The organism is Pseudomonas sp. HMWF006, from assembly GCF_003061205.1.
GTDB lineage: Bacteria > Pseudomonadota > Gammaproteobacteria > Pseudomonadales > Pseudomonadaceae > Aquipseudomonas > Aquipseudomonas monsensis.
Genome location: NZ_QAIU01000031.1, coordinates 8,832 through 28,033, shown reverse-complemented (window position 1 = coordinate 28,033; position 19,202 = coordinate 8,832). Strand labels below are relative to the sequence as shown.

The following is a 19,202-nucleotide window of genomic DNA, read 5'->3' as shown; positions in this document are numbered from 1 at the left end:
CAGGCCGATCTGCGCGTAAGTCGGCAGCAGCCCCATGATCAGGGTCGGCACGGCCATCATGAAAATGCTCAGGGTGAACATTTTCTTGCGGCCCAGCAGGTCGCCGAAGTGCGCCATGACGATGCCGCCCAGCGGACGGGCCAGGTAGCCGGCGGCGAAGATGCCGAAGGTCTGCATCAGGCGCAGCCACTCGGGCATGTCGGCCGGGAAGAACAGTTTGCCGACCACGGTGGCAAAGAAGACGAAGATGATGAAATCGTAGAACTCCAGCGCACCGCCCAGGGCCGATAGCGACAAAGTCTTGTAGTCATTGCGGGTCAACGGTCGTGCGGGTTGCTCGGGCTGCGCGAGGCTCGAAGGCGCTGTGGTCATGGCAAGGGCTTCTCTTATAGTCGGATCTGCCGCCACAACAACGCTGGCTGTGGCTTGGGCAGGTTCGGCACCATAGCAAATTGTTCGAAAAAGCACATAGAGGCGCGTATTTGACGGTCAAAATGAGAACCGGATGGTCGTCGCGGAGTCTACCGACCGATATACTCGCAACCTTGCTCCGGTTTGTAGGGGGTTGCTGTGCGAAAACGTCGTTGGTCGCCTTGGTGCGTGGATCCAGCCGCTTTCGCAGAGTTTCCCTTTAGGCGCCTATGGAAAACGTGACGAACGCAGTATGTTCGGTGCTGAATCGTTTTTCCTGAAGACGGCTACCACCAGCAATACCAACGAAGAGTCACGGGTCAGAGGCACCCCCGGCATGATAGAGCTCGAACAAGAAGATCCGATCCCGCAAGGCGACCTGGCCCTGCAAATCACCGCACTTCCCCGCGAAACCAACGGCTTTGGCGATATTTTCGGCGGCTGGCTGGTGGCGCAGATGGATTTGGCCGGCACGGCAATGGCCAGCCGTGTCGCGGGCGGCCGCGTAGCGACAGTTGCCATTGATCGCATGGCGTTCCTCGTGCCCGTGGCCGTCGGCGCACAGCTGTCCTTTTATACCCAGACCCTGGAAATCGGCCGCAGCTCGATCCAGATGATGGTCGAGGTGTGGAGCGACGATCCGCTGTCCAGCGAGTGGCGTAAAGTCACTGAAGCGGTGTTCGTCTTCGTCGCCATCGACGGCAGCGGCCGCACCCGTTCGGTACCGCCACGCGCACGTTAAACCTCGCGACCGCTTTGCGGTCGATAGTCGTCCCAAGTGTCTGATCGAGAGTTGTCCCATGAACACGCCCAACGTTGAAGCCGTGAAACTGGATGAACTGAACTGCTGGCGCATCCGCCACGGTCAGGCCGAAGTGCTGGTGGCCCAGCAAGGCGCGCACATCCTCAGTTATCAGATCGACGGCCAGCCGCCGATCATCTGGCTCAACGACAAGGCTGTGTTCAAGACTGGCAAGAGCATCCGCGCCGGCGTGCCAGTGTGCTGGCCGTGGTTCGGCAAGTTCGAACGCAACCCGCAGAGCGTGCAGGCCATGTACACCGGTGAGCAACCGGCACCCGCGCACGGTCTGGTGCGGGCGATGGATTGGGCGTTGGGCGGCATCGAATCGGAGGCAGACGGCGTCAAGGTCGAGTTCAAGCTGCCCTACACCGAAGGTGGCCTGCCGGGCTGGCCGCATGAGGTCGACCTGACCCTGACCCTGCATTTGTCCGAGCAACTGAGCTTCAGCCTGACCAGCCACAACCGTGGCAGTGACCCCGTCAGCCTGAGTCAGGCGCTGCACACCTATTTCGCCGTCAGTGACGTGCGCAATGTGCACGTCGATGGCGTGGATGGCTTGAATTACATCGAGACGCTGGATGACTGGAAAACCCTCAGCCAGCAAGGCGATCTGCATTTTGCCGGTGAAACCGACCGCATCTACCTCGACGCTCCGCCGCAACTGAGCATCGTCGACCCGGCCTGGGAACGGCGTATTGTGCTGACCGCTACAGGTTCGCGCACGGCGGTGATCTGGAACCCGTGGATCGACCGCGCCGCAGCGTTGGCGGACATGGACAACGATGGCTGGCAGCGCATGCTGTGCATCGAGACGGCGAATGTGATGGATGACATCGTGAGCCTGGCGCCGGGCGCGAGCCACACCATGGGCGTTAGTGTCGGCAGCCAACCGCTTTAAGCTACACCCGATAAAACTGTGGGAGCGAGCTTGCTCGCGAAAGCGTCGTATCAGTCAACTTCAATGTGACTGAGAGATAGCATTCGCGAGCAAGCTCGCTCCCACAATTGTTTTGTATAGGTGCTACAGATCAGATTCCTGCACCACCCGCACCTTGTCCGCTTCCAGCGCATACGCCGCATCGGCCAGATCATTGCTGACCTTCTCGATCTTCAGCGTGCCGGTCACCCACAGCGGCGTGTAGATGTCATCGAGCTTCAAGCCTTTTGGATAACGCACCAGCACCAGTTGATTCGGCGGCGGTGGCGGCACGTGGATGCACGCGCCCGGATACGGCACGAGGAAGAACAGCGTGCTGCGGCCCTTGGCGTCGGATTCCAGCGGCACCGGGTAACCGCCAATGCGGATGTGCTTGTCGTTCATCGACGCCACGGTCTTGGTCGAATACATCACCGCCGGCAGGCCCTTGGCCTGTTTCATCCCGCCCTTCTCGGTGAAGGTGCCGGTGGCTTCCGGGGAGTTGTGGTCGATTTCGGGCATGGCCTCGAGGGCCTTTTGGTCCGACTTGGGCATCAGTTCCAGCCAGTCGGTTTCCGGCAGTTCGCCGGCGTGGGCCAAACCGCTGCCCAGAACAAGGAGAGTCAACAGAAGACGGCGCATGAAGGTGCTCGGTCAAGAAAGGAAGGTACATTGAATCGCCGAGCATTCTAGCCCTCCCCGCCGCGCTGGCGGAGAGGACTTTGTCGCTTTGGATCAGTTCTTTCTGATCAGACCGTAGATCACCAGCAACACGATCGCGCCGACCAGCGCGCCGATGAAACCTGCGCCCTGACCTGCCTGATAGATGCCCAGAGCCTGGCCGCCATAAGTGGCTGCCAGCGAACCGCCGATACCGAGCAGGATGGTCATGATCCAGCCCATGCTGTCATCGCCCGGTTTCAGGAAGCGTGCCAGCAGGCCGACGATCAAGCCGATAAAGATGGTTCCGATAATTCCCATGGCATTTCCCTCTGAATAGTAGATATGCGAAGCCTAGTCAGACTTTGGCATCCTGCCATCAGAGAACGGCGGCCCCTGAATGGTTCCGCCGCTGCCAGATGAAACTGTCGTTACTCGGCGATCAGCGCTTCGACCTTGACGATCTGCGCCTGCAGCGTGGCCATGTCGGCGCAGCGCAGGTTGGCGTGACCGACCTTGCGCCCGGCCTTGAAGGCTTTGCCGTAGTGATGCAGATGGCAATCTTCGATGGCGATGACTTTCTCAACCGGCGGTACAACACCGATGAAGTTGAGCATCGCGCTCTCGCCGACCTTGGCCGTCGAACCCAGCGGCAGGCCGGCCACGGCGCGCAGGTGGTTTTCGAACTGACTGCACTCGGCGCCTTCGGTGGTCCAGTGCCCGGAGTTGTGCACGCGCGGGGCGATTTCGTTGGCCTTGAGGCCACCGTCGACTTCAAAGAACTCGAACGCCATCACGCCCACATAGTCGAGCTGCTTGAGGACGCGGCTGGAGTAGTCTTCGGCCAGGGCCTGCAACGGGTGATCGGTACTGGCCACCGACAGCTTGAGGATGCCGCTGTCGTGGGTGTTGTGCACCAGCGGATAGAACTTCGTTTCGCCATCGCGGGCACGCACGGCGATCAGCGAGACTTCACCGGTGAACGGCACGAAGCCTTCCAGCAGGCAGGCAACGCTGCCCAGCTCGGCAAAGGTGCCGACCACGTCTTGCGGCGTGCGCAGGACTTTCTGACCCTTGCCGTCGTAACCCAGGGTGCGGGTTTTCAGCACGGCCGGCAGACCGATGGAAGCCACGGCGGCCTCCAGGTCGGCTTGCGATTGAATGTCGGCGAAGGCCGGGGTCGGGATCCCCAGGTCCTTGAACATGCTCTTCTCGAACCAGCGGTCGCGAGCGATGCGCAGGGCTTCGGCGCTCGGGTACACCGGGACGAACTGCGAGAGGAACGCCACGGTTTCCGCGGGGACGCTTTCGAACTCGAAAGTCACCAGATCGACTTCGTCGGCCAGTTGCCGCAGATGATCCTGATCGCCGTAATCGGCCCGCAGGTGTTCGCCCAATGCGGCCGCACAGGCGTCCGGCGCAGGGTCGAGGAAAGCGAAGTTCATGCCCAGCGGAGTGCCCGCCAGCGCCAACATGCGACCCAACTGGCCGCCACCGATTACACCGATCTTCATCTCAACAACCTCAGGCAATACGTGGGTCTGGATTGTCCAGGACGCTGTCTGTCTGCTCGGCACGGAAGGTTTTCAGTACCGCGTGGAACTGTGGATGCTTGGCACCGAGGATGCTCGCCGAGAGCAGCGCGGCGTTGATCGCGCCAGCCTTGCCGATGGCCAGGGTGGCGACCGGGATGCCCGCGGGCATCTGCACGATCGACAGCAGCGAATCGACGCCCGAGAGCATGGCCGATTGCACGGGTACACCCAGCACCGGCAGGTGGGTCTTGGCCGCACACATGCCTGGCAGGTGGGCTGCGCCCCCGGCACCGGCGATGATCACCTCAATGCCGCGGCCTTCGGCCTCTTCGGCGTACTGGAACAGCAGATCCGGGGTACGGTGGGCAGAAACCACCTTGACCTCGTACGGGATGCCGAGCTTTTCCAGCATATCGGCGGTGTGGCTAAGGGTGGACCAATCGGACTTGGAGCCCATGATCACGCCAACCAGTGCACTCATCGTCGCGCCTCTTCTCTCTGGGCGCCCGCAGGCGCGTCAAAAACAACAAGCCACGCAGATTGCGTGGCTTGATTGTACGAAAAATGGCCGGACGTACCGGCCGAAGGCCGCGCAGTATACCGCAAAGAAAGCAATAAACAGCCCCCTTCGCGACCATCTGTCATCTACCGCAAAAGCCCGGTTTTATTGACCTGAAGGTCAGCGACAGAACACCGCAAATCCCTTGTGGGAGCGAGCTTGCTCGCGAAGAGGGAGTGTCAGGCAACATTGATGTTGTCTGGCACACCGCTTTCGCGAGCAAGCTCGCTCCCACAGGGGCTGCGGGTGGGTTCAAGAGTTTTGGGCAGCGCCGCCTTCAAGCTTGCGCCACAGCAGGCGCACGTTGGCTTTGCGCACCAGCGCGCAGCGGTATAAGCGGATCTCCAGCGGCACGTGCCACTGCGGGCCGCCGCAGACCACCAGTTCGCCGCGAGCCAGTTCGGCGCGCACACTCAGTTGCGGCACCCAGGCGATACCCAGCCCCTCTAGCGCCATGCTTTTCAGGCTGTCGGCCATGGCCGTTTCGTAGATCGTGGTGAAACGCAGCTGACGCTGACGCAGCAAGCCGTTCACCGACCGCCCGAGAAATGCCCCGGCGCTGTAAGCCAGCAACGGTACGCTGGCGTCGCCTTCCAGATCGAACAGCGGCTTGCCCTCGGCATCCGCCGCACACACCGGCAGCATCTCGGTCTGGCCCAGGTGCAGCGACGGGAAAATCTCCGGGTCCATCTGCATCGCCGCGTCCGGGTCGTAGAATGCCAGCATCAAATCGCAGCCACCTTCGCGCAGCGCATGCACCGCGTCGCCGACGTTGGTCGCAACCAGCCGTGTGGCGATGTTCAAACCTTCGTTGCGCAGTTGCGCGATCCAGCGCGGGAAGAAGCCCAGCGCCAGCGAGTGCGCGGCCGCGACTTGCATCACTTCGCCCTGCCCGCCTTCCAGATGATGCAAGTGGCGCAGCACTTCACCGAGTTGCTCGACCACAGTGCGCGCGGTCACCAGAAACAACTGCCCCGCCGCCGTCAGTTCGACCGGCGTGCGCGAGCGATTGACCAGCGTCAGCCCCAATGCAGCTTCAAGGCTGCGGATCCGCCGACTAAATGCCGGTTGCGTCACGAAGCGCCGTTCGGCCGCTTGCGAGAAGCTGCGGGTGGCGGCCAGAGCACTGAAGTCTTCGAGCCATTTGCTTTCCAGATTCATCACGTCCTCCCGGACACGCACCAAAACGGGTCACACGTCTGCCGCGCACGCGGCGTCACACGGGCATTATGCCGAATGTGCATAGGGCAGTGCTGAACAGCATTGGCCCAAAAATTCCCACAAGCCTAGCATTCGCAGCGTTCCGGCACAGACCGGGTCCATATCGAGATGATTTCTATCATGTCCTCCGCTGCATCTTTCCGCACAGAAAACGACCTGCTTGGCGCCCTCGAAGTACCGGCTCAAGCGTATTACGGCATCCAGACCCTGCGAGCGGTGAACAACTTCCGTCTCTCCGGCGTTCCGATTTCGCATTACCCGAAACTGGTTGTCGGTCTGGCGATGGTCAAACAGGCCGCCGCTGACGCCAACCGCGAGTTGGGTCACCTGAGCGAAGCCAAGCACGCTGCCATCAGCGAAGCCTGTGCCCGATTGATCCGCGGTGATTTCCACGAAGAGTTCGTGGTCGACATGATTCAAGGTGGCGCCGGTACCTCCACCAACATGAACGCCAACGAAGTGATCGCCAACATTGCGCTCGAAGCAATGGGTCACCAGAAAGGCGAGTACCAGTACCTGCACCCGAACGACGACGTCAACATGGCGCAGTCGACCAACGACGCTTACCCGACCGCAATCCGTCTGGGCCTGCTGCTGGGTCACGACACCCTGCTGGCCAGCCTCGACAGCCTGATCCAGGCGTTCGCGGCCAAGGGCAAAGAGTTCGATCACGTCCTGAAAATGGGCCGTACCCAGCTGCAAGACGCCGTGCCGATGACCCTCGGCCAGGAATTCCGTGCCTTCGCCACCACCATGGGTGAAGACCTGGCCCGTCTGAAGACGCTGGCCCCGGAACTGCTGACTGAAGTGAACCTGGGCGGCACCGCGATCGGTACCGGCATCAACGCCGACCCGCGTTATCAAGCGCTGGCGGTACAGCGTCTGGCCCTGATCAGCGGTCAACCGGTGGTACCGGCGGCCGACCTGATCGAAGCGACTTCCGACATGGGCGCCTTCGTGCTGTTCTCCGGCATGCTCAAGCGCACTGCGGTCAAGCTGTCGAAGATCTGCAACGACCTGCGCCTGCTGTCCAGCGGCCCGCGCACCGGCATCAACGAAATCAACCTGCCAGCGCGTCAGCCAGGCAGCTCGATCATGCCCGGCAAGGTCAACCCGGTGATTCCGGAAGCCGTTAACCAGGTGGCCTTCCAGGTCATCGGTAACGATCTGGCGCTGACCATGGCAGCCGAAGGCGGCCAACTGCAGCTGAACGTGATGGAGCCTTTGATCGCTTTCAAGATCTTCGACTCGATCCGCCTGCTGCAACGCGCCATGGACATGCTGCGCGAGCACTGCATCGTCGGCATCACCGCCAACGAAGCCCGCTGCCGCGAACTGGTCGAGCACTCGATCGGTCTGGTCACCGCGCTGAACCCGTACATCGGCTACAAAAACGCCACCCGCATCGCCCGTATCGCCCTTGAAAGCGGCCGCGGCGTGCTGGAACTGGTGCGCGAAGAAGGTCTGCTCGACGAAGCCAGTCTCGCCGACATCCTGCGCCCGGAAAACATGATTGCTCCCCGTCTGGTTCCGCTCAAAGCCTGAGCCGACGCGTTACGTGTAGCACCGCTCACCAGGTCGAGGGACTAGACACCTCTCACCTTTTGAGGGCTTGGGGATTTGTCTCCAAGCCCTTTTTTTTAACTGTTGGAAAGGACAAATGTCTTCTGTAGGAGTGAGTCTGCTCGCGATGAACGATTACGCGGTGAGCCTGCAAAACCGCAACATCTGCATCGCGAGCAGGCTCACGCCTACAAAAGCCCGGCGCCGGTAACGCCGGGTGTTTCAAAGCTTCGTTTCGTCGCTTGCACCACAACCGTGCAGACGGGCGCCGCACTGATCGGTATAGTGCCGCCCCTCTTCGCGTGAGCGGTCGTCGGTAACGAGGCCATAACCCATGCGAAACCCGAACTAATAACAAACCCGCGAAATAGCTCCGGGACGAAACCATCGCCTCTCCTGTAGTGCCGCGTGCACACCGGCGTAACACGATGTTTCCGACCGTCCAGCATTTGCTCACACAAAAAACAGCGAGGAAAAATCCATGCTCGAAGTCATTAACGACTTCCTCTCAGGGAAAGTACTGATCGTGCTCATTGTCGGGCTCGGTAGTTACTTCACGATTCGCTCGCGTTTCGTTCAACTGCGGCACTTCTTCCACATGTTCGCGGTGTTCCGCGACAGCCTGAAAAGCAGCGGCGGGCAACTCAGCTCGTTCCAGGCCCTGATGCTCAGCCTTGCCGGCCGTGTCGGTGCAGGCAACATCGCCGGTGTCGGCATCGCCGTGACCCTCGGTGGTCCGGGTGCGGTGTTCTGGATGTGGGTGACCGCACTGGTCGGCATGTCCAGCAGCTTCTTCGAATGCACCCTGGCTCAGGTGTACAAGCGCGCCGATGGCGACGGCCTGTACCGCGGCGGCCCGGCCTACTACATCCAGCATGGCCTCAAGCTGAAAGGCATGGCGGTAGTGTTCTCGATCCTGCTACTGGTCACCTACGGCTTCGCCTTCATTGGCCTGCAGTCCTACACCGTGACCCACTCGCTGCAGAACGCCTTTGCCTTCGACCCACGCCAAACCGGTATCGTCCTGGCGGTGCTGCTGGCCATCACCTTCATCGGCGGCATCAAGCGTATCGCCGCAGTGTCTGACCTGCTGGTACCGGTCAAGACCCTGGCCTACATCGGCGTGACCCTGTACGTGATCGGCACCCAGATCGAACACGTGCCAGCCATGCTGGAAACCATCTTCAAGAGCGCCTTCGGTCTCGACCCGGCCTTCGGCGGCCTGCTGGGCAGCGCCATTGTCATGGGCGTGAAGCGTGGCGTGTTCGCCAACGAAGCGGGCCTGGGCAGTGCGCCGAACGTCGCTGCAGTGGCCTCCGTCAAGCACCCGGGCGCTCAGGGCGTGGTTCAGGCCTTCAGCGTGTTCCTCGACACTTTCGTGATCTGCACCTGCACCGCGCTGCTGATCCTGTTGTCGGGCTTCTACACCCCGGGCTTCGAAGGTGACGGCATCGTCCTGACCCAGAACTCGCTGGCCGCCGTGGTCGGTGACTGGGGCCGCATCTTCGTCAGCGTCGCGCTGTCGCTGTTCGTCTTCACCTGCATCCTCTACAACTACTACCTGGGCGAGAACAGCCTGCAGTTCCTTACCCGCAACCGCGCCGCACTGATGATTTTCCGCGGTCTGGTCCTGGCGCTGGTGGTATGGGGTTCGATGCAGGACCTGTCGACCGTGTTCGCCTTCGCCGACATCACCATGACCTGTCTGGCCTTCGTCAACCTGATGGCCCTGGCCATGCTGTTCAAGGTCGGCATGCGCGTGATGCGCGACTACGACGAACAGCGCCGCGCCGGCGTCAAGCAGCCCGTGTTCGACTCCAGCAAATTTGCCGATCTGGACCTGGACCTGAAAGCCTGGCCGACCGACGCGCCAGCCGCCGGCAAGACCGACGTCGAGCCGCAAGGCGTGCCTGCAGCGCAACGCTGACAGGTGAATGACGGGCGCATCCCCTGCGCCCGTCAGTTATTGTGATGCAATAACTTGTAGGCGCGAGCCTGCTCGCGATAGCGATTGATCAGTCAACATTAATGTTGAATGGGATGCCCCCTTCGCGAGCCGGCTCGCTCCCACAAGGACCACATCCTTTCGGAGAATCCCCATGAATTCGTCGACCTTCCCCGCCGCTCAACACGTCATGGTGCTCTACACCGGGGGCACCATCGGCATGCAGGCCAGTGCCAACGGCCTGGCTCCGGCGTCCGGTTTCGAAGCCCGCATGCGCGACTACCTGCACAGCCAACCCGAACTGGTGGTGCCGCAGTGGCGCTTCCGGGAAATGTCGCCGCTGATCGACAGCGCCAACATGACCCCGGCCTATTGGCAGCAACTGCGTGAAGCGGTGGTCGATGCCGTGGACGTGCAAGGCTGCGACAGCGTGCTGATCCTGCACGGCACCGACACCCTGGCCTACAGCGCCGCCGCGATGAGTTTCCAGTTGCTCGGCCTCCACGCACGCGTGTGCTTCACCGGCTCCATGCTGCCGGCGGGCGTCACTGACAGCGACGCCTGGGAAAACCTCAGTGGCGCGCTGGTCGCCCTCGGCCAGGGCCTGGCGCCAGGCGTGCACCTGTACTTCCACGGCGAACTGCTGGCCCCGACCCGCTGCGCGAAAGTACGCAGCTTCGGCCGGCATCCGTTCAAGCGCCTGGAACGTCAGGGTGGCGGCGTGAAAGCTACGTCGATCCCCGCAGCGCTGAACTACAACCAGCCCAGACAACTGGCGAATGTCGCGGTGCTGCCGCTGTTCCCCGGCATCAGCGCCGGGATTGTCGACGGCCTGCTCGACGGCGGCATCCAGGGCCTGGTGCTGGAGTGCTACGGCAGCGGCACCGGTCCGAGCGACAACGCCGAGTTCCTCGCCAGCCTCGGCCGTGCGCGGGATAAAGGTGTGGTGGTGGTCGCGGTCACGCAGTGCCATGAAGGCGGCGTCGAGCTGGACGTTTACGAGGCCGGCAGCCGCTTGCGTGGCGTGGGCGTGTTGTCCGGTGGCGGCATGACCCGCGAGGCGGCGTTCGGCAAGTTGCAGGCGCTGCTCGGTGCCGGTCTGGAAACGGCTGAAGTGCGGCGTCTGATCGAACTCGACCTGTGTGGCGAACTGATCTGACACAACGCAATACCCTGTAGAAGTGAGCCTGCTCGCGATAGCGGTCTGTCAGTAAACCCTGGGGCAACCGACAGACCGCTATCGCGAGCAGGCTCACTCCTGCATTTTGATCGTTGTCCGGCATGCAACTTGCTGCGCTCCAGCCATCCCCAAGGCTGGAAGATCCTATGCTGCACTCCCACCTCACCACCCTCAACGCCGTCTCGCTGGTGCTCAACACCTTCAAGGATCAGGGCCTGTCCAGTGACGCCCTGCTCACGGGCAGCGGCATCAGTGCGGCGGATCTGGCCCGCGCCGACACGCGCATCACCACCAATCAGGAAATGCAGGTCTGCGCCAACGCCGTGGCCCTCAAGCATGACATCGGCCTCGAACTGGGCCGGCGCATGCACGTGTCCTGCTACGGCATCCTCGGTTACGCACTGCTGACCTGTGCCACCTTCGGTGACGCTTTGCGTCTGGCGATCCGTTATCCGGCGCTGCTGGGAACACTTTTTGAACTGAGTCTGGAAGAGGATGGCGAGCGGGTCTGGTTCGTCGCCGCCGATTATCGCGAGAGCCCGGCGATGGCGGTGTTCAATGCCGAGTTCTGCCTGGTGTCGCTGAAGGTGATTTGCGACGACCTGCTCGGACATCCACTACCGCTGCTGGCCACGCGATTCGAGCATGATGCGCCGGACTATCGCGACAGTTATGCCGAACACTTCGCCAGTGCGCTGCACTTCGCTGCCAAGGACAACGCCTTTGCGTTCGACCGCCGCTGGCTCGAGCAACCACTGCCGCTGGCCGACGTCATCACCCATCAGGCGATGGCTGAACGTTGCCGCAAGCAGAACCTTGAATTCACCGGGCGTCAGGCGTGGCTGGGGCGCATCCGCCACTTGCTCAGCACCCAGCTGAATGCCGCGCCGGGACTGGAAGGCCTGGCCCACCAGATGAAGTGTTCGCCACGCACCCTGCGCCGCCACCTCAAGGACATGGGCAGCAGTTATCAGGAGTTGCTGGATGAGCTGCGTTTCGAGCGCGCCAAGCAGATGTTGTGTGAGGATCAGTTGCCGATCTACCGCATCGCCGAAACTCTGGGCTTCAGCGAGACCGCGAGTTTTCGCCATGCCTTCGTGCGCTGGAGCGGCGTGGCGCCGAGCCAGTTCAGACCCCACTGAGCCCCCCCTGCAGGCTCACTCCCACAAGGATGTTGTATTTCCTGCCCATGACAGGTGCAAACCTGCATCAGCAAGGGGCGAATTGCGGTCAGACCTTTTGGCCATAACGATCCCCTTTTGGCCTTTTCTGCCGTTCTCCGATTCGCCGCGCGCCGCAACACTGGAGGCCACCGAACCAGCCCTGCGGAGAACAACAAATGCTGACGATCTACTCGGACGATCACCACCTGCACCATGGTCGCTGTGAACTCATCGACGGCCAGCTCAAGCCATGCTTTGAAATGCCCTCGCGCGCTGACCACGTGTTGCAACGGGTGCAGAACCAGCACCTTGGCCCGGTCGAGGCGCCGAAGGACTTTGGCCTGGAGCCGATCGCACGCATCCACAGCCGCGATTACCTCGATTTCTTCAAAGGCGCATGGGAGCGCTGGACTGAATTCAACACCGACGGCGATCTGCTGCCCTACACCTGGCCGGCGCGCACGCTGCGGCAGATCAAACCGACCAGCCTGCACGGCCAGCTCGGCTATTACAGCTTCGACGGCGGCGCACCGATCACCGCGGGCACCTGGCAAGCGGCCTACAGCGCAGCGCAAGTGGCGCTGACGGCCCAGGCGGAAATCCAGCGCGGGGCACGCAGTGCCTTCGCCCTGTGCCGTCCACCGGGACACCACGCTGCCAGCGACTTGATGGGCGGTTATTGCTACCTCAACAACGCGGCCATCGCCGCTCAGGCGTTCCTCGACCAGGGGCACCAAAAGGTCGCGATCCTCGACGTCGACTACCACCACGGTAACGGCACTCAGTCGATTTTCTATGAGCGCAGCGACGTGCTGTTCACTTCGATTCACGGCCACCCGGAAGCCGAATTTCCGTTCTTCCTCGGCTACGACGATGAACGCGGCGAAGGCGCAGGTGTTGGCTTCAACTTCAATTACCCGCTGCCCGCCGGTTCCGGCTGGGACGTGTGGAGCGCGGCACTGGACCAGGCCTGCAACGAGATCGAGCGCTACGGCGCCGACATCATTGTGGTCTCGCTGGGCGTCGATACATTCAAGGACGACCCGATCTCGCAATTCAAACTCGACAGCCCGGATTACCTGGCGATGGGCAAACGCATCGCCGCCCTCGGCAAACCGACCCTGTTCGTCATGGAGGGCGGTTACGCGGTGGAAGAAATCGGCATCAACGCAGTGAACGTGCTGGAAGGGTTTGAACAATGAACCGACTCAAGCATTTCATCGCGCCAGCCCTGTGCGCGGCGCTGCTGAGCAGCGCAGCCCACGCTGAAGAACGCACCTTGCGCGTCTACAACTGGTTCGACTACATCACGCCCAAGGCCCTGGAAGACTTCAAGACGCAGAACGCCCAGACCAAACTGGTCTACGACATCTTCGACACCAACGAAGCGCTGGAAGCCAAGCTGCTGACCGGTAACTCCGGCTACGACGTGGTGGTGCCGTCCAACGTGTTCCTCGCCAAGCAGATCGAGGCCGGCGTATTCCAGCCGCTGGATCGCAGCAAACTGCCGAACTGGAATCACCTCGATCCGAAATTGATGAAGCTGATCGAAGCCAACGATCCGGGCAATAAATTTGCCGTGCCTTACATGTACGGCACCATCCTGATCGGCTTCAACCCGGCCAAGGTCAAAGCTGCGCTGGGCGACAATGCGCCGGTGGACAGCTGGGACCTGATTTTCAAGGAAGACAACATCAGCAAACTCAAGCAGTGCGGCGTCGCCCTGCTCGACTCGCCGTCGGAGATTCTGCCGCTGGCCCTGCAACACCTGGGTCTTGATCCGAACAGCAAGAACCCGGCCGACTATGCAAAAGCCGAAGCCTTGCTGATGAAGATCCGGCCCTACGTGACCTACTTCCACTCGTCCAAGTACATGGCCGATATCGCCAACGGTGACATCTGCGTCGCCGTCGGTTATTCCGGCAGCTTCTCGCAAGCGGCCAACCGGGCGAAGGAAGCGAAGAACGGCGTGGTGGTCGACATGCGCCTGCCGAAGGAAGGCGCACCGATCTGGTTCGACATGCTCGCCATTCCCAAGGGAGCGAAGAACACCGAGGACGCCTACACCTTCATCAACTACCTGTTGCAGCCGCAAGTGATTGCGCCGGTCAGCGACTTTGTCGGTTACCCGAACCCGAACAAGGACGCCACCGAACAGGTCGATCCGGCTATTCGCAACAACCCCAATCTGTACCCGACCGACGCCGCCATGAACACGCTGTACACCCTGCAACCACTGCCGCGCGACGCCGAACGGGCACGCACCCGGGCGTGGACGAAGATCAAGTCCGGCACCTGACACAACGTTGCTGACGGAGACCCGCCCTTGCGGGTCTTTTTTTGCCCGCAAGCTTTATGTACCGCACACCGTTGCGACGGGCCTTTTATCTTGCGCTGACTCGCCGCCCATGCCGGGCGCCCCAAACAGAGCAGGACTTGCCCATGACCGAACCCTCCTTACCCAGCGCCGTTGAAGTGATAACGCAACTGGTGACCGGCCCGTCGCCGTGCGAAGTTGCGACCCGGGCGTTGCAACCCGCGCTGAAAGCACTGTACCCGACGCTGGACATCGACCCGCAACTGGCGATGGTGGTGACCCCCTCCTGGCTCATCGCCGACGACCAGGTGATCGCGGGCGCCAGTCACAGCGAATCGCTCACCGATGTGCTGGTACGGCTCGGCCTGTCCGGAACCACGGTGACGTATCTCGAGGGCGAGCACTTTCTCACCTTGCAGCCTGGCGTCCCCGTATCACTCCAGTTGCCGGTAAAGATCGATGCCATCGGCGCCCTGCTCAACGAACTGGCCCCGCTGCTGTTCATCGCCTACAAAGAACAACAGGTCGAATACTGGGACGAATTCACCAGCCCCGGACAGCCGCGCTGGCTGCAATTGTCGGATGCCTTGCGCAACCTGTGGAACGTCGACGCCAGCCTTGGCTGGGATGCCGACCTGCAGGCCATGGCGCACAGGGTTTTCCAGCAGCCGGACAAACGCCAGCGGCTGCCCGGCGATCCCTACAAGACACGCGCCTGCCTGATCGACCTCGACTACAGTGCCGAGGCTGAGCGCGGGCACATGGCCCGGCTCGACACAGCCGTGTTGATCGGTACCGCGGCAGAACGCAGCCTGATCATCAGCTACTCGGTGATCAATGGATTTCAGCGCTTCGATTCGCTGGATGAGTTCGCCGACACCCTGCCGCGCCGTTTCGGGCGCAACAGCACCAGTGCCGAGCTCAAGTGGCGGCTGTTCGAGCCCGACGGCAATTTTTTCGATCATCAGGCCTGCAGCCTGATTGCACTGGAGGCTGATGCGCTGGGGCAGATCAACTTCTTCGATGGCTCGACCGAATACAACCTCTACCCACACGCCGGTACTGCGGGCAATTATCAGCAACCCACGCCACGCCTCAAACCGCATATGGAACGCCTGCAACCGTTGTTGCCCTCGTGGCTGAACACCGCCTCCCCCGCCGATCAGTCCAGCTACAGCCGGCATCTGCTGGACCTGACCACGGTGCAGCATGCCAACAATGGCAAAACCTTTCAGAGTGAAGTGGACAGCCTGCAGACCTTCACCCGCGATGCCCTGAGCCGGGCAATGCTCAAGGACCATCCCACAGCAGCTGATGTGAACATTGATGACATCCAGGTCAGCATCACCAGCGTGGTGGTCTGGGGCACATTCGTTCTGCCGGGCAATACGCAGACCCGGACCCTGTCGCTCCTCGAACTGGCCCTGCAGAACCTGGCGGGCCTGCCATTGGGCAACAAGACCGTGAGCGCCAGGGACGGCAGCGCATTGCCGGCGTGGATGAGCGTGGCTTACCTGGAAAACCTGGTCAGCACCGTCGACATCGGCAGGACCTACCCGGCGTACCTGAAAGCGCGGCTGGTCGATGACATTGCGCAGGCGCACACCCTGCAAGCGCTCTACACCCGCCAGTTGTGCATCGAACTGCCGCTGCTGGCGTTGCAAAACAAAATTCTTGGCAAGGCCGGTATCGACGAGCAGGGTTACCGCTATGTACTCGCCGCCCTCGGCAGCACTGCCGGCGAACGTCGGGTCGATGGACTGGACATTGTCATCCGGCCATTGGCATTCGTTGCCCACCGCAGCAGTTCAAGGGCGGACACCGTGCAGAACATGTTCGTCATCGGCCCGCGCGTGGCCGGTTCAGGCCCCTGCGTGTTGTATCGGCCATTGTTTGAAACGGCACTGCTCCAATACCCCGGCCACGCCAACCTGCTGTATGCGATCCAGCATTCGCAACATCTGCGCGAGTCGGTGCTGGCCTGGCTGCCGGACGATGTACGGTTCAATTACAGCCAGTTTGTGTTCACCGCCAGACTGCCTTCGGTGTGGACGATTCCGCAGTTGCTGGTCAATCCGGTGACGCCCCTGGACATGTCACGCCCCGTCGAACTGGGCACCACGCTTATCGAAAACGATGCACTGGAGACCCTGTACGCCAGTAACGTCCAGGCGCTTATCACCCAGGCGGATCGTCAGTCGGTCTCCGACGCAGAAGCACGCTGGGCCACGCTCAAGCAGGGTGGCTGGATGCTGTTCAATGCGGCGCTGCCGTTTCTTGGGCGCAGCGTCGGAACGGCAGCATGGATCTGGCAAATCATGGACGACCTGCAGGAAGTCAGCGACGTCGCCAATCAAGCATCCGGCGAGGTCGCCTGGTCGGCACTGGCCGATATTCTCCTCGCGCTGGGGATGGTGCTGGCCCATCGCGCGGCGGTTGGCGACAAGCCCCAGACGCAATCTATCAGCGCACCGGAAGAACCCACGCAAGTCCCGAAACCCGTCCCGCAAGCGCTCAAACCGCAGCGTTTGCCGGATGTGATTGACGACGATCCTCTGCCCACCCGTGAGACTTCACTCAACACCCCTGCGGCTTTGAAACGCTCCCCGACAGCGCTGGCATCCTTGCTCGACCGTTTCAAAGTCACCCGGCCCGAAGACCTCGGCACGCCCCACAGCTCAGGGCCATACAGATCGCTGTATGCCCACGGTACGAAATGGTACGCGCCCGTCGGCCAGCGCTGGTTTGAAGTGCAGATCAACGACAACGAAGACATTCAGGTGATCGACTCGCGCCAGCAGCCACCTCGCGCCGGCCCGGTGCTGGCCCGCACCGTCAATGGCCAATGGATCATCGACCTGCGCTTGCGCCTGCGCGGTGGCGGCCTGAGCAGGCGCCAGCGAGAAGCCCGGGAAAGACGGCAGGCGCAAGCCAAGGCACTGAATACGGAAATCGAAGCGTTCGACCTGACCATGCCGGACAAACGTACCCGTCTCCTGGCCGCGCGCGCCGCGCTGCAAGAAGCATTGCCTGAGGCCCGTGAGGGGCAACGCCAGCCATACCTTGATGTCCTCGACGCGCAAAGTCGGGAGTACGGGGCCATGATCGAGAAGCTCAAGGCCCTGGAGCTGATAGAACCCGAGCCAGCCTTTCGCGGGCTGATGATTCAACGCCTGGAAATGCAGATATTCCTGATACTGGAGTGGCTCAACGAACACTCTGCGACCTATCAAGTCAGCGTCAAGGCAACGATGGACATGATGGCCGCCAACCCGGACACCGAATCTTCGGCGTTTATCCTGGCCTGCGAACGCATGACCGGACAGACCCAAGGCATCATCGAGAAAATGGAAGCGGTCGAGTCGCGGCTCGAAGAATTGCAACGGCTCGGCAAAGAGGGTGTCGAGCGGGTCAGCAAATATCGCAAGGGCGTGCCCGATTACAATCTGGACAACATGAAGTTGTTGCAGATCAGTCTCGGCCAGGAAATCTGCGTCCGACCCGGCACGTCAGCGATTCACGCCGACGCCCGACAGATGCTCGAAGCCCTGATCGAAGACGCCGCCCTGAATATTCAGAGTTCACTGAATCTGACCACCGACGAAAGCCTGACCAACCTGCGCGAGCGGACCGAAGCCCTGAGCAATCTTTCCGAGCAATTTGCTTCGGTCGATCAGCGCTTCGTCGATTTTGCCGCCGAATTCCCTGAGCAGCTCGACAACGACCGGCTGAACCACGTGCGTGCGCGCACGCTTGAGTTCAAGGTGCGCACGGACGAACGACTGGCCGACCTGCTACGCAACAAACATTTGCTGGAGCCAATACCTGACCCGTCGAAACCGACGGTCTCATGGAGCCGCAAGATCATCAAAACCAGATTCAAGGGCACCCTCGTCGGCGAACCGGTGACCGGCACAGAGGCAGACTCCGCTCATCTGGTGGCAGTACGAGGCGAGCTGACGGGGGTCATCGCGACCTTCCATGAGAAATCCCCAGGCGAGTGGGTCGAACACCTTTCGCCGAAACCGACGCCAGCCAGAACCACGCCCAATCTTGCGAAAAGCGTCGAGGCCGGTCAGGCCCTGATCGACGGACTGGCGCTGTTCCGGCGACGTACCGAGGCGCTCATCAATCGGGCGCAACGCATTCCGGTGGAGATCGAAGAAATCTACCATCAGCACGCCGCCCGTTTACGCAATGCCGGCGAAGCGATCGACGAGGCGCTGACGGCCAGCAATCAGACCGTCGACTCAAAGCGGCCGACGCAAGCCCTCGGTCACGCCCTGAGCGAAGCCGCGACAGCCCTGTACGCAAAGGGTACGAACGCGCGTATTCAGATGATCAAACAACAACCGCCGACCGCGGCCCGCGTGGAATGGCTCCGGCACAAAAACGAAGTGAAGATCACGCAAACCGTCAAACGCCGCCGGCTCAAAGGGCGAGCCAAAGACTTTCTGGATGAATATGAAGTGCGCGATGCAAAAGCCGGCAAGGTGTTGTGGTACGCGCATTTCCATTACGCGAAAGGCGCTGACGCGGTTGGCCGCTTCACCGCGGCACACATGAAAACCGTCCGGCAACGACGGCTGGGAGGCGCGTTCTATCGGCAAGGCAACAGCACTCAGGACCTGATCGCAATCTACCGCAGCGAAATCAGCAACCCGCTGGCGCAAAGCCTGTTTTTCACCCCAGCCACGCCTGGCGCAGGCGCATCAGTGCCGCTCTGATGGCCGGCTCCGGAACGGCGGCGAAGCCCAGCACCAGACCGGCGCGGCGATCGGCTGGCGTCGTCGAGTCGGGCAACCAATAGCTGCTCAAACCGTTGATCTCCACATCCGCGCGTGCCGCCTGCTCGACCAACTGCTGCTCGCGCGCGATGCTCTCCGCCGCCACCGTCAGGTGCAGCCCGGCCGAGACCGCCGGCAGCGCA

15 protein-coding genes and 1 pseudogene are annotated in these 19,202 nt (G+C 61.7%); 9 read left to right on the top strand and 7 right to left on the bottom strand.

The annotated features are described in order from the left end of the window. Positions 1 to 372, bottom strand: a 372-nt coding sequence (locus tag DBR24_RS31380; protein WP_256591231.1) for an MFS transporter, incomplete at its 3' end; no start/stop codon positions are given. A 376-nt stretch (positions 373 to 748) separates the two neighbouring features. Here DBR24_RS31380 and DBR24_RS01030 point away from each other — a divergent pair. Both DBR24_RS01030 and DBR24_RS01025 read left to right on the top strand, forming a co-directional pair. Further along, complete coding sequence (locus DBR24_RS01030) at positions 749 to 1,153, top strand: acyl-CoA thioesterase (RefSeq protein WP_003229628.1); 405 nt, start codon at positions 749 to 751, stop codon at positions 1,151 to 1,153. 58 nt (positions 1,154 to 1,211) lie between these two features. Then, positions 1,212 to 2,111: a D-hexose-6-phosphate mutarotase gene (locus tag DBR24_RS01025; protein ID WP_128613618.1), complete on the top strand. Its 900-nt coding sequence runs from the start codon at positions 1,212 to 1,214 to the stop codon at positions 2,109 to 2,111. Positions 2,112 to 2,234: 123 nt separating this feature from the next. Here DBR24_RS01025 and DBR24_RS01020 read toward each other — a convergent pair whose 3' ends face one another. The 5 genes from DBR24_RS01020 to DBR24_RS01000 form a co-directional block, all read right to left on the bottom strand. Next, positions 2,235 to 2,771 carry a DUF3299 domain-containing protein gene (locus DBR24_RS01020; RefSeq protein ID WP_128613617.1) on the bottom strand — a complete coding sequence of 179 codons (537 nt, stop codon included), beginning with the start codon at positions 2,769 to 2,771 and terminating at the stop codon, positions 2,235 to 2,237. A gap of 93 nt (positions 2,772 to 2,864) precedes the next feature. Next, positions 2,865 to 3,110, bottom strand: coding sequence for a GlsB/YeaQ/YmgE family stress response membrane protein (locus DBR24_RS01015; RefSeq protein ID WP_123469959.1), 246 nt, complete (start codon positions 3,108 to 3,110; stop codon positions 2,865 to 2,867). Positions 3,111 to 3,220: 110 nt separating this feature from the next. Beyond that, a complete protein-coding gene (locus tag DBR24_RS01010) occupies positions 3,221 to 4,303 on the bottom strand; it encodes a 5-(carboxyamino)imidazole ribonucleotide synthase (RefSeq protein WP_123469961.1) in 1,083 nt (360 codons plus the stop codon). 10 nt (positions 4,304 to 4,313) lie between these two features. Then, entirely contained in the window at positions 4,314 to 4,805 is a 492-nt protein-coding gene (purE, locus tag DBR24_RS01005; RefSeq protein WP_007954291.1) for a 5-(carboxyamino)imidazole ribonucleotide mutase, read from the bottom strand. Positions 4,806 to 5,135: 330 nt separating this feature from the next. Continuing rightward, complete coding sequence (locus DBR24_RS01000) at positions 5,136 to 6,044, bottom strand: LysR substrate-binding domain-containing protein (protein WP_123469962.1); 909 nt, start codon at positions 6,042 to 6,044, stop codon at positions 5,136 to 5,138. Positions 6,045 to 6,224: 180 nt separating this feature from the next. Between DBR24_RS01000 and aspA the strand changes: the two genes are divergently transcribed. The 7 genes from aspA (at position 6,225) to DBR24_RS00965 (ending at position 18,999) form a co-directional block, all read left to right on the top strand. Then, positions 6,225 to 7,649: an aspartate ammonia-lyase gene (gene aspA, locus DBR24_RS00995; protein WP_123454738.1), complete on the top strand. Its 1,425-nt coding sequence runs from the start codon at positions 6,225 to 6,227 to the stop codon at positions 7,647 to 7,649. 499 nt (positions 7,650 to 8,148) lie between these two features. Continuing rightward, positions 8,149 to 9,594, top strand: coding sequence for a sodium:alanine symporter family protein (locus tag DBR24_RS00990; RefSeq protein WP_128613616.1), 1,446 nt, complete (start codon positions 8,149 to 8,151; stop codon positions 9,592 to 9,594). A gap of 172 nt (positions 9,595 to 9,766) precedes the next feature. Next, the gene (locus DBR24_RS00985) at positions 9,767 to 10,771 is read left to right on the top strand and encodes an asparaginase (RefSeq protein WP_128613615.1); all 1,005 of its coding nucleotides are present in this window, start codon (positions 9,767 to 9,769) and stop codon (positions 10,769 to 10,771) included. A 167-nt stretch (positions 10,772 to 10,938) separates the two neighbouring features. Continuing rightward, positions 10,939 to 11,934 carry an AraC family transcriptional regulator gene (locus DBR24_RS00980; RefSeq protein WP_123469967.1) on the top strand — a complete coding sequence of 332 codons (996 nt, stop codon included), beginning with the start codon at positions 10,939 to 10,941 and terminating at the stop codon, positions 11,932 to 11,934. 197 nt (positions 11,935 to 12,131) lie between these two features. Beyond that, positions 12,132 to 13,157: a histone deacetylase family protein gene (locus tag DBR24_RS00975; RefSeq protein ID WP_128613614.1), complete on the top strand. Its 1,026-nt coding sequence runs from the start codon at positions 12,132 to 12,134 to the stop codon at positions 13,155 to 13,157. Further along, entirely contained in the window at positions 13,154 to 14,254 is a 1,101-nt protein-coding gene (locus DBR24_RS00970) for a polyamine ABC transporter substrate-binding protein (RefSeq protein WP_128613613.1), read from the top strand. The genes DBR24_RS00975 and DBR24_RS00970 overlap by 4 nt, the downstream gene beginning before the upstream one ends. Positions 14,255 to 14,397: 143 nt before the next feature. Further along, the gene (locus DBR24_RS00965) at positions 14,398 to 18,999 is read left to right on the top strand and encodes a dermonecrotic toxin domain-containing protein (protein WP_128613612.1); all 4,602 of its coding nucleotides are present in this window, start codon (positions 14,398 to 14,400) and stop codon (positions 18,997 to 18,999) included. Here the strand turns inward: DBR24_RS00965 and DBR24_RS31375 are convergent. After that, positions 18,956 to 19,202, bottom strand: a pseudogene (locus DBR24_RS31375) (PLP-dependent aminotransferase family protein); the annotation flags it as partial. The gene DBR24_RS00965 and the pseudogene DBR24_RS31375 overlap by 44 nt on opposite strands.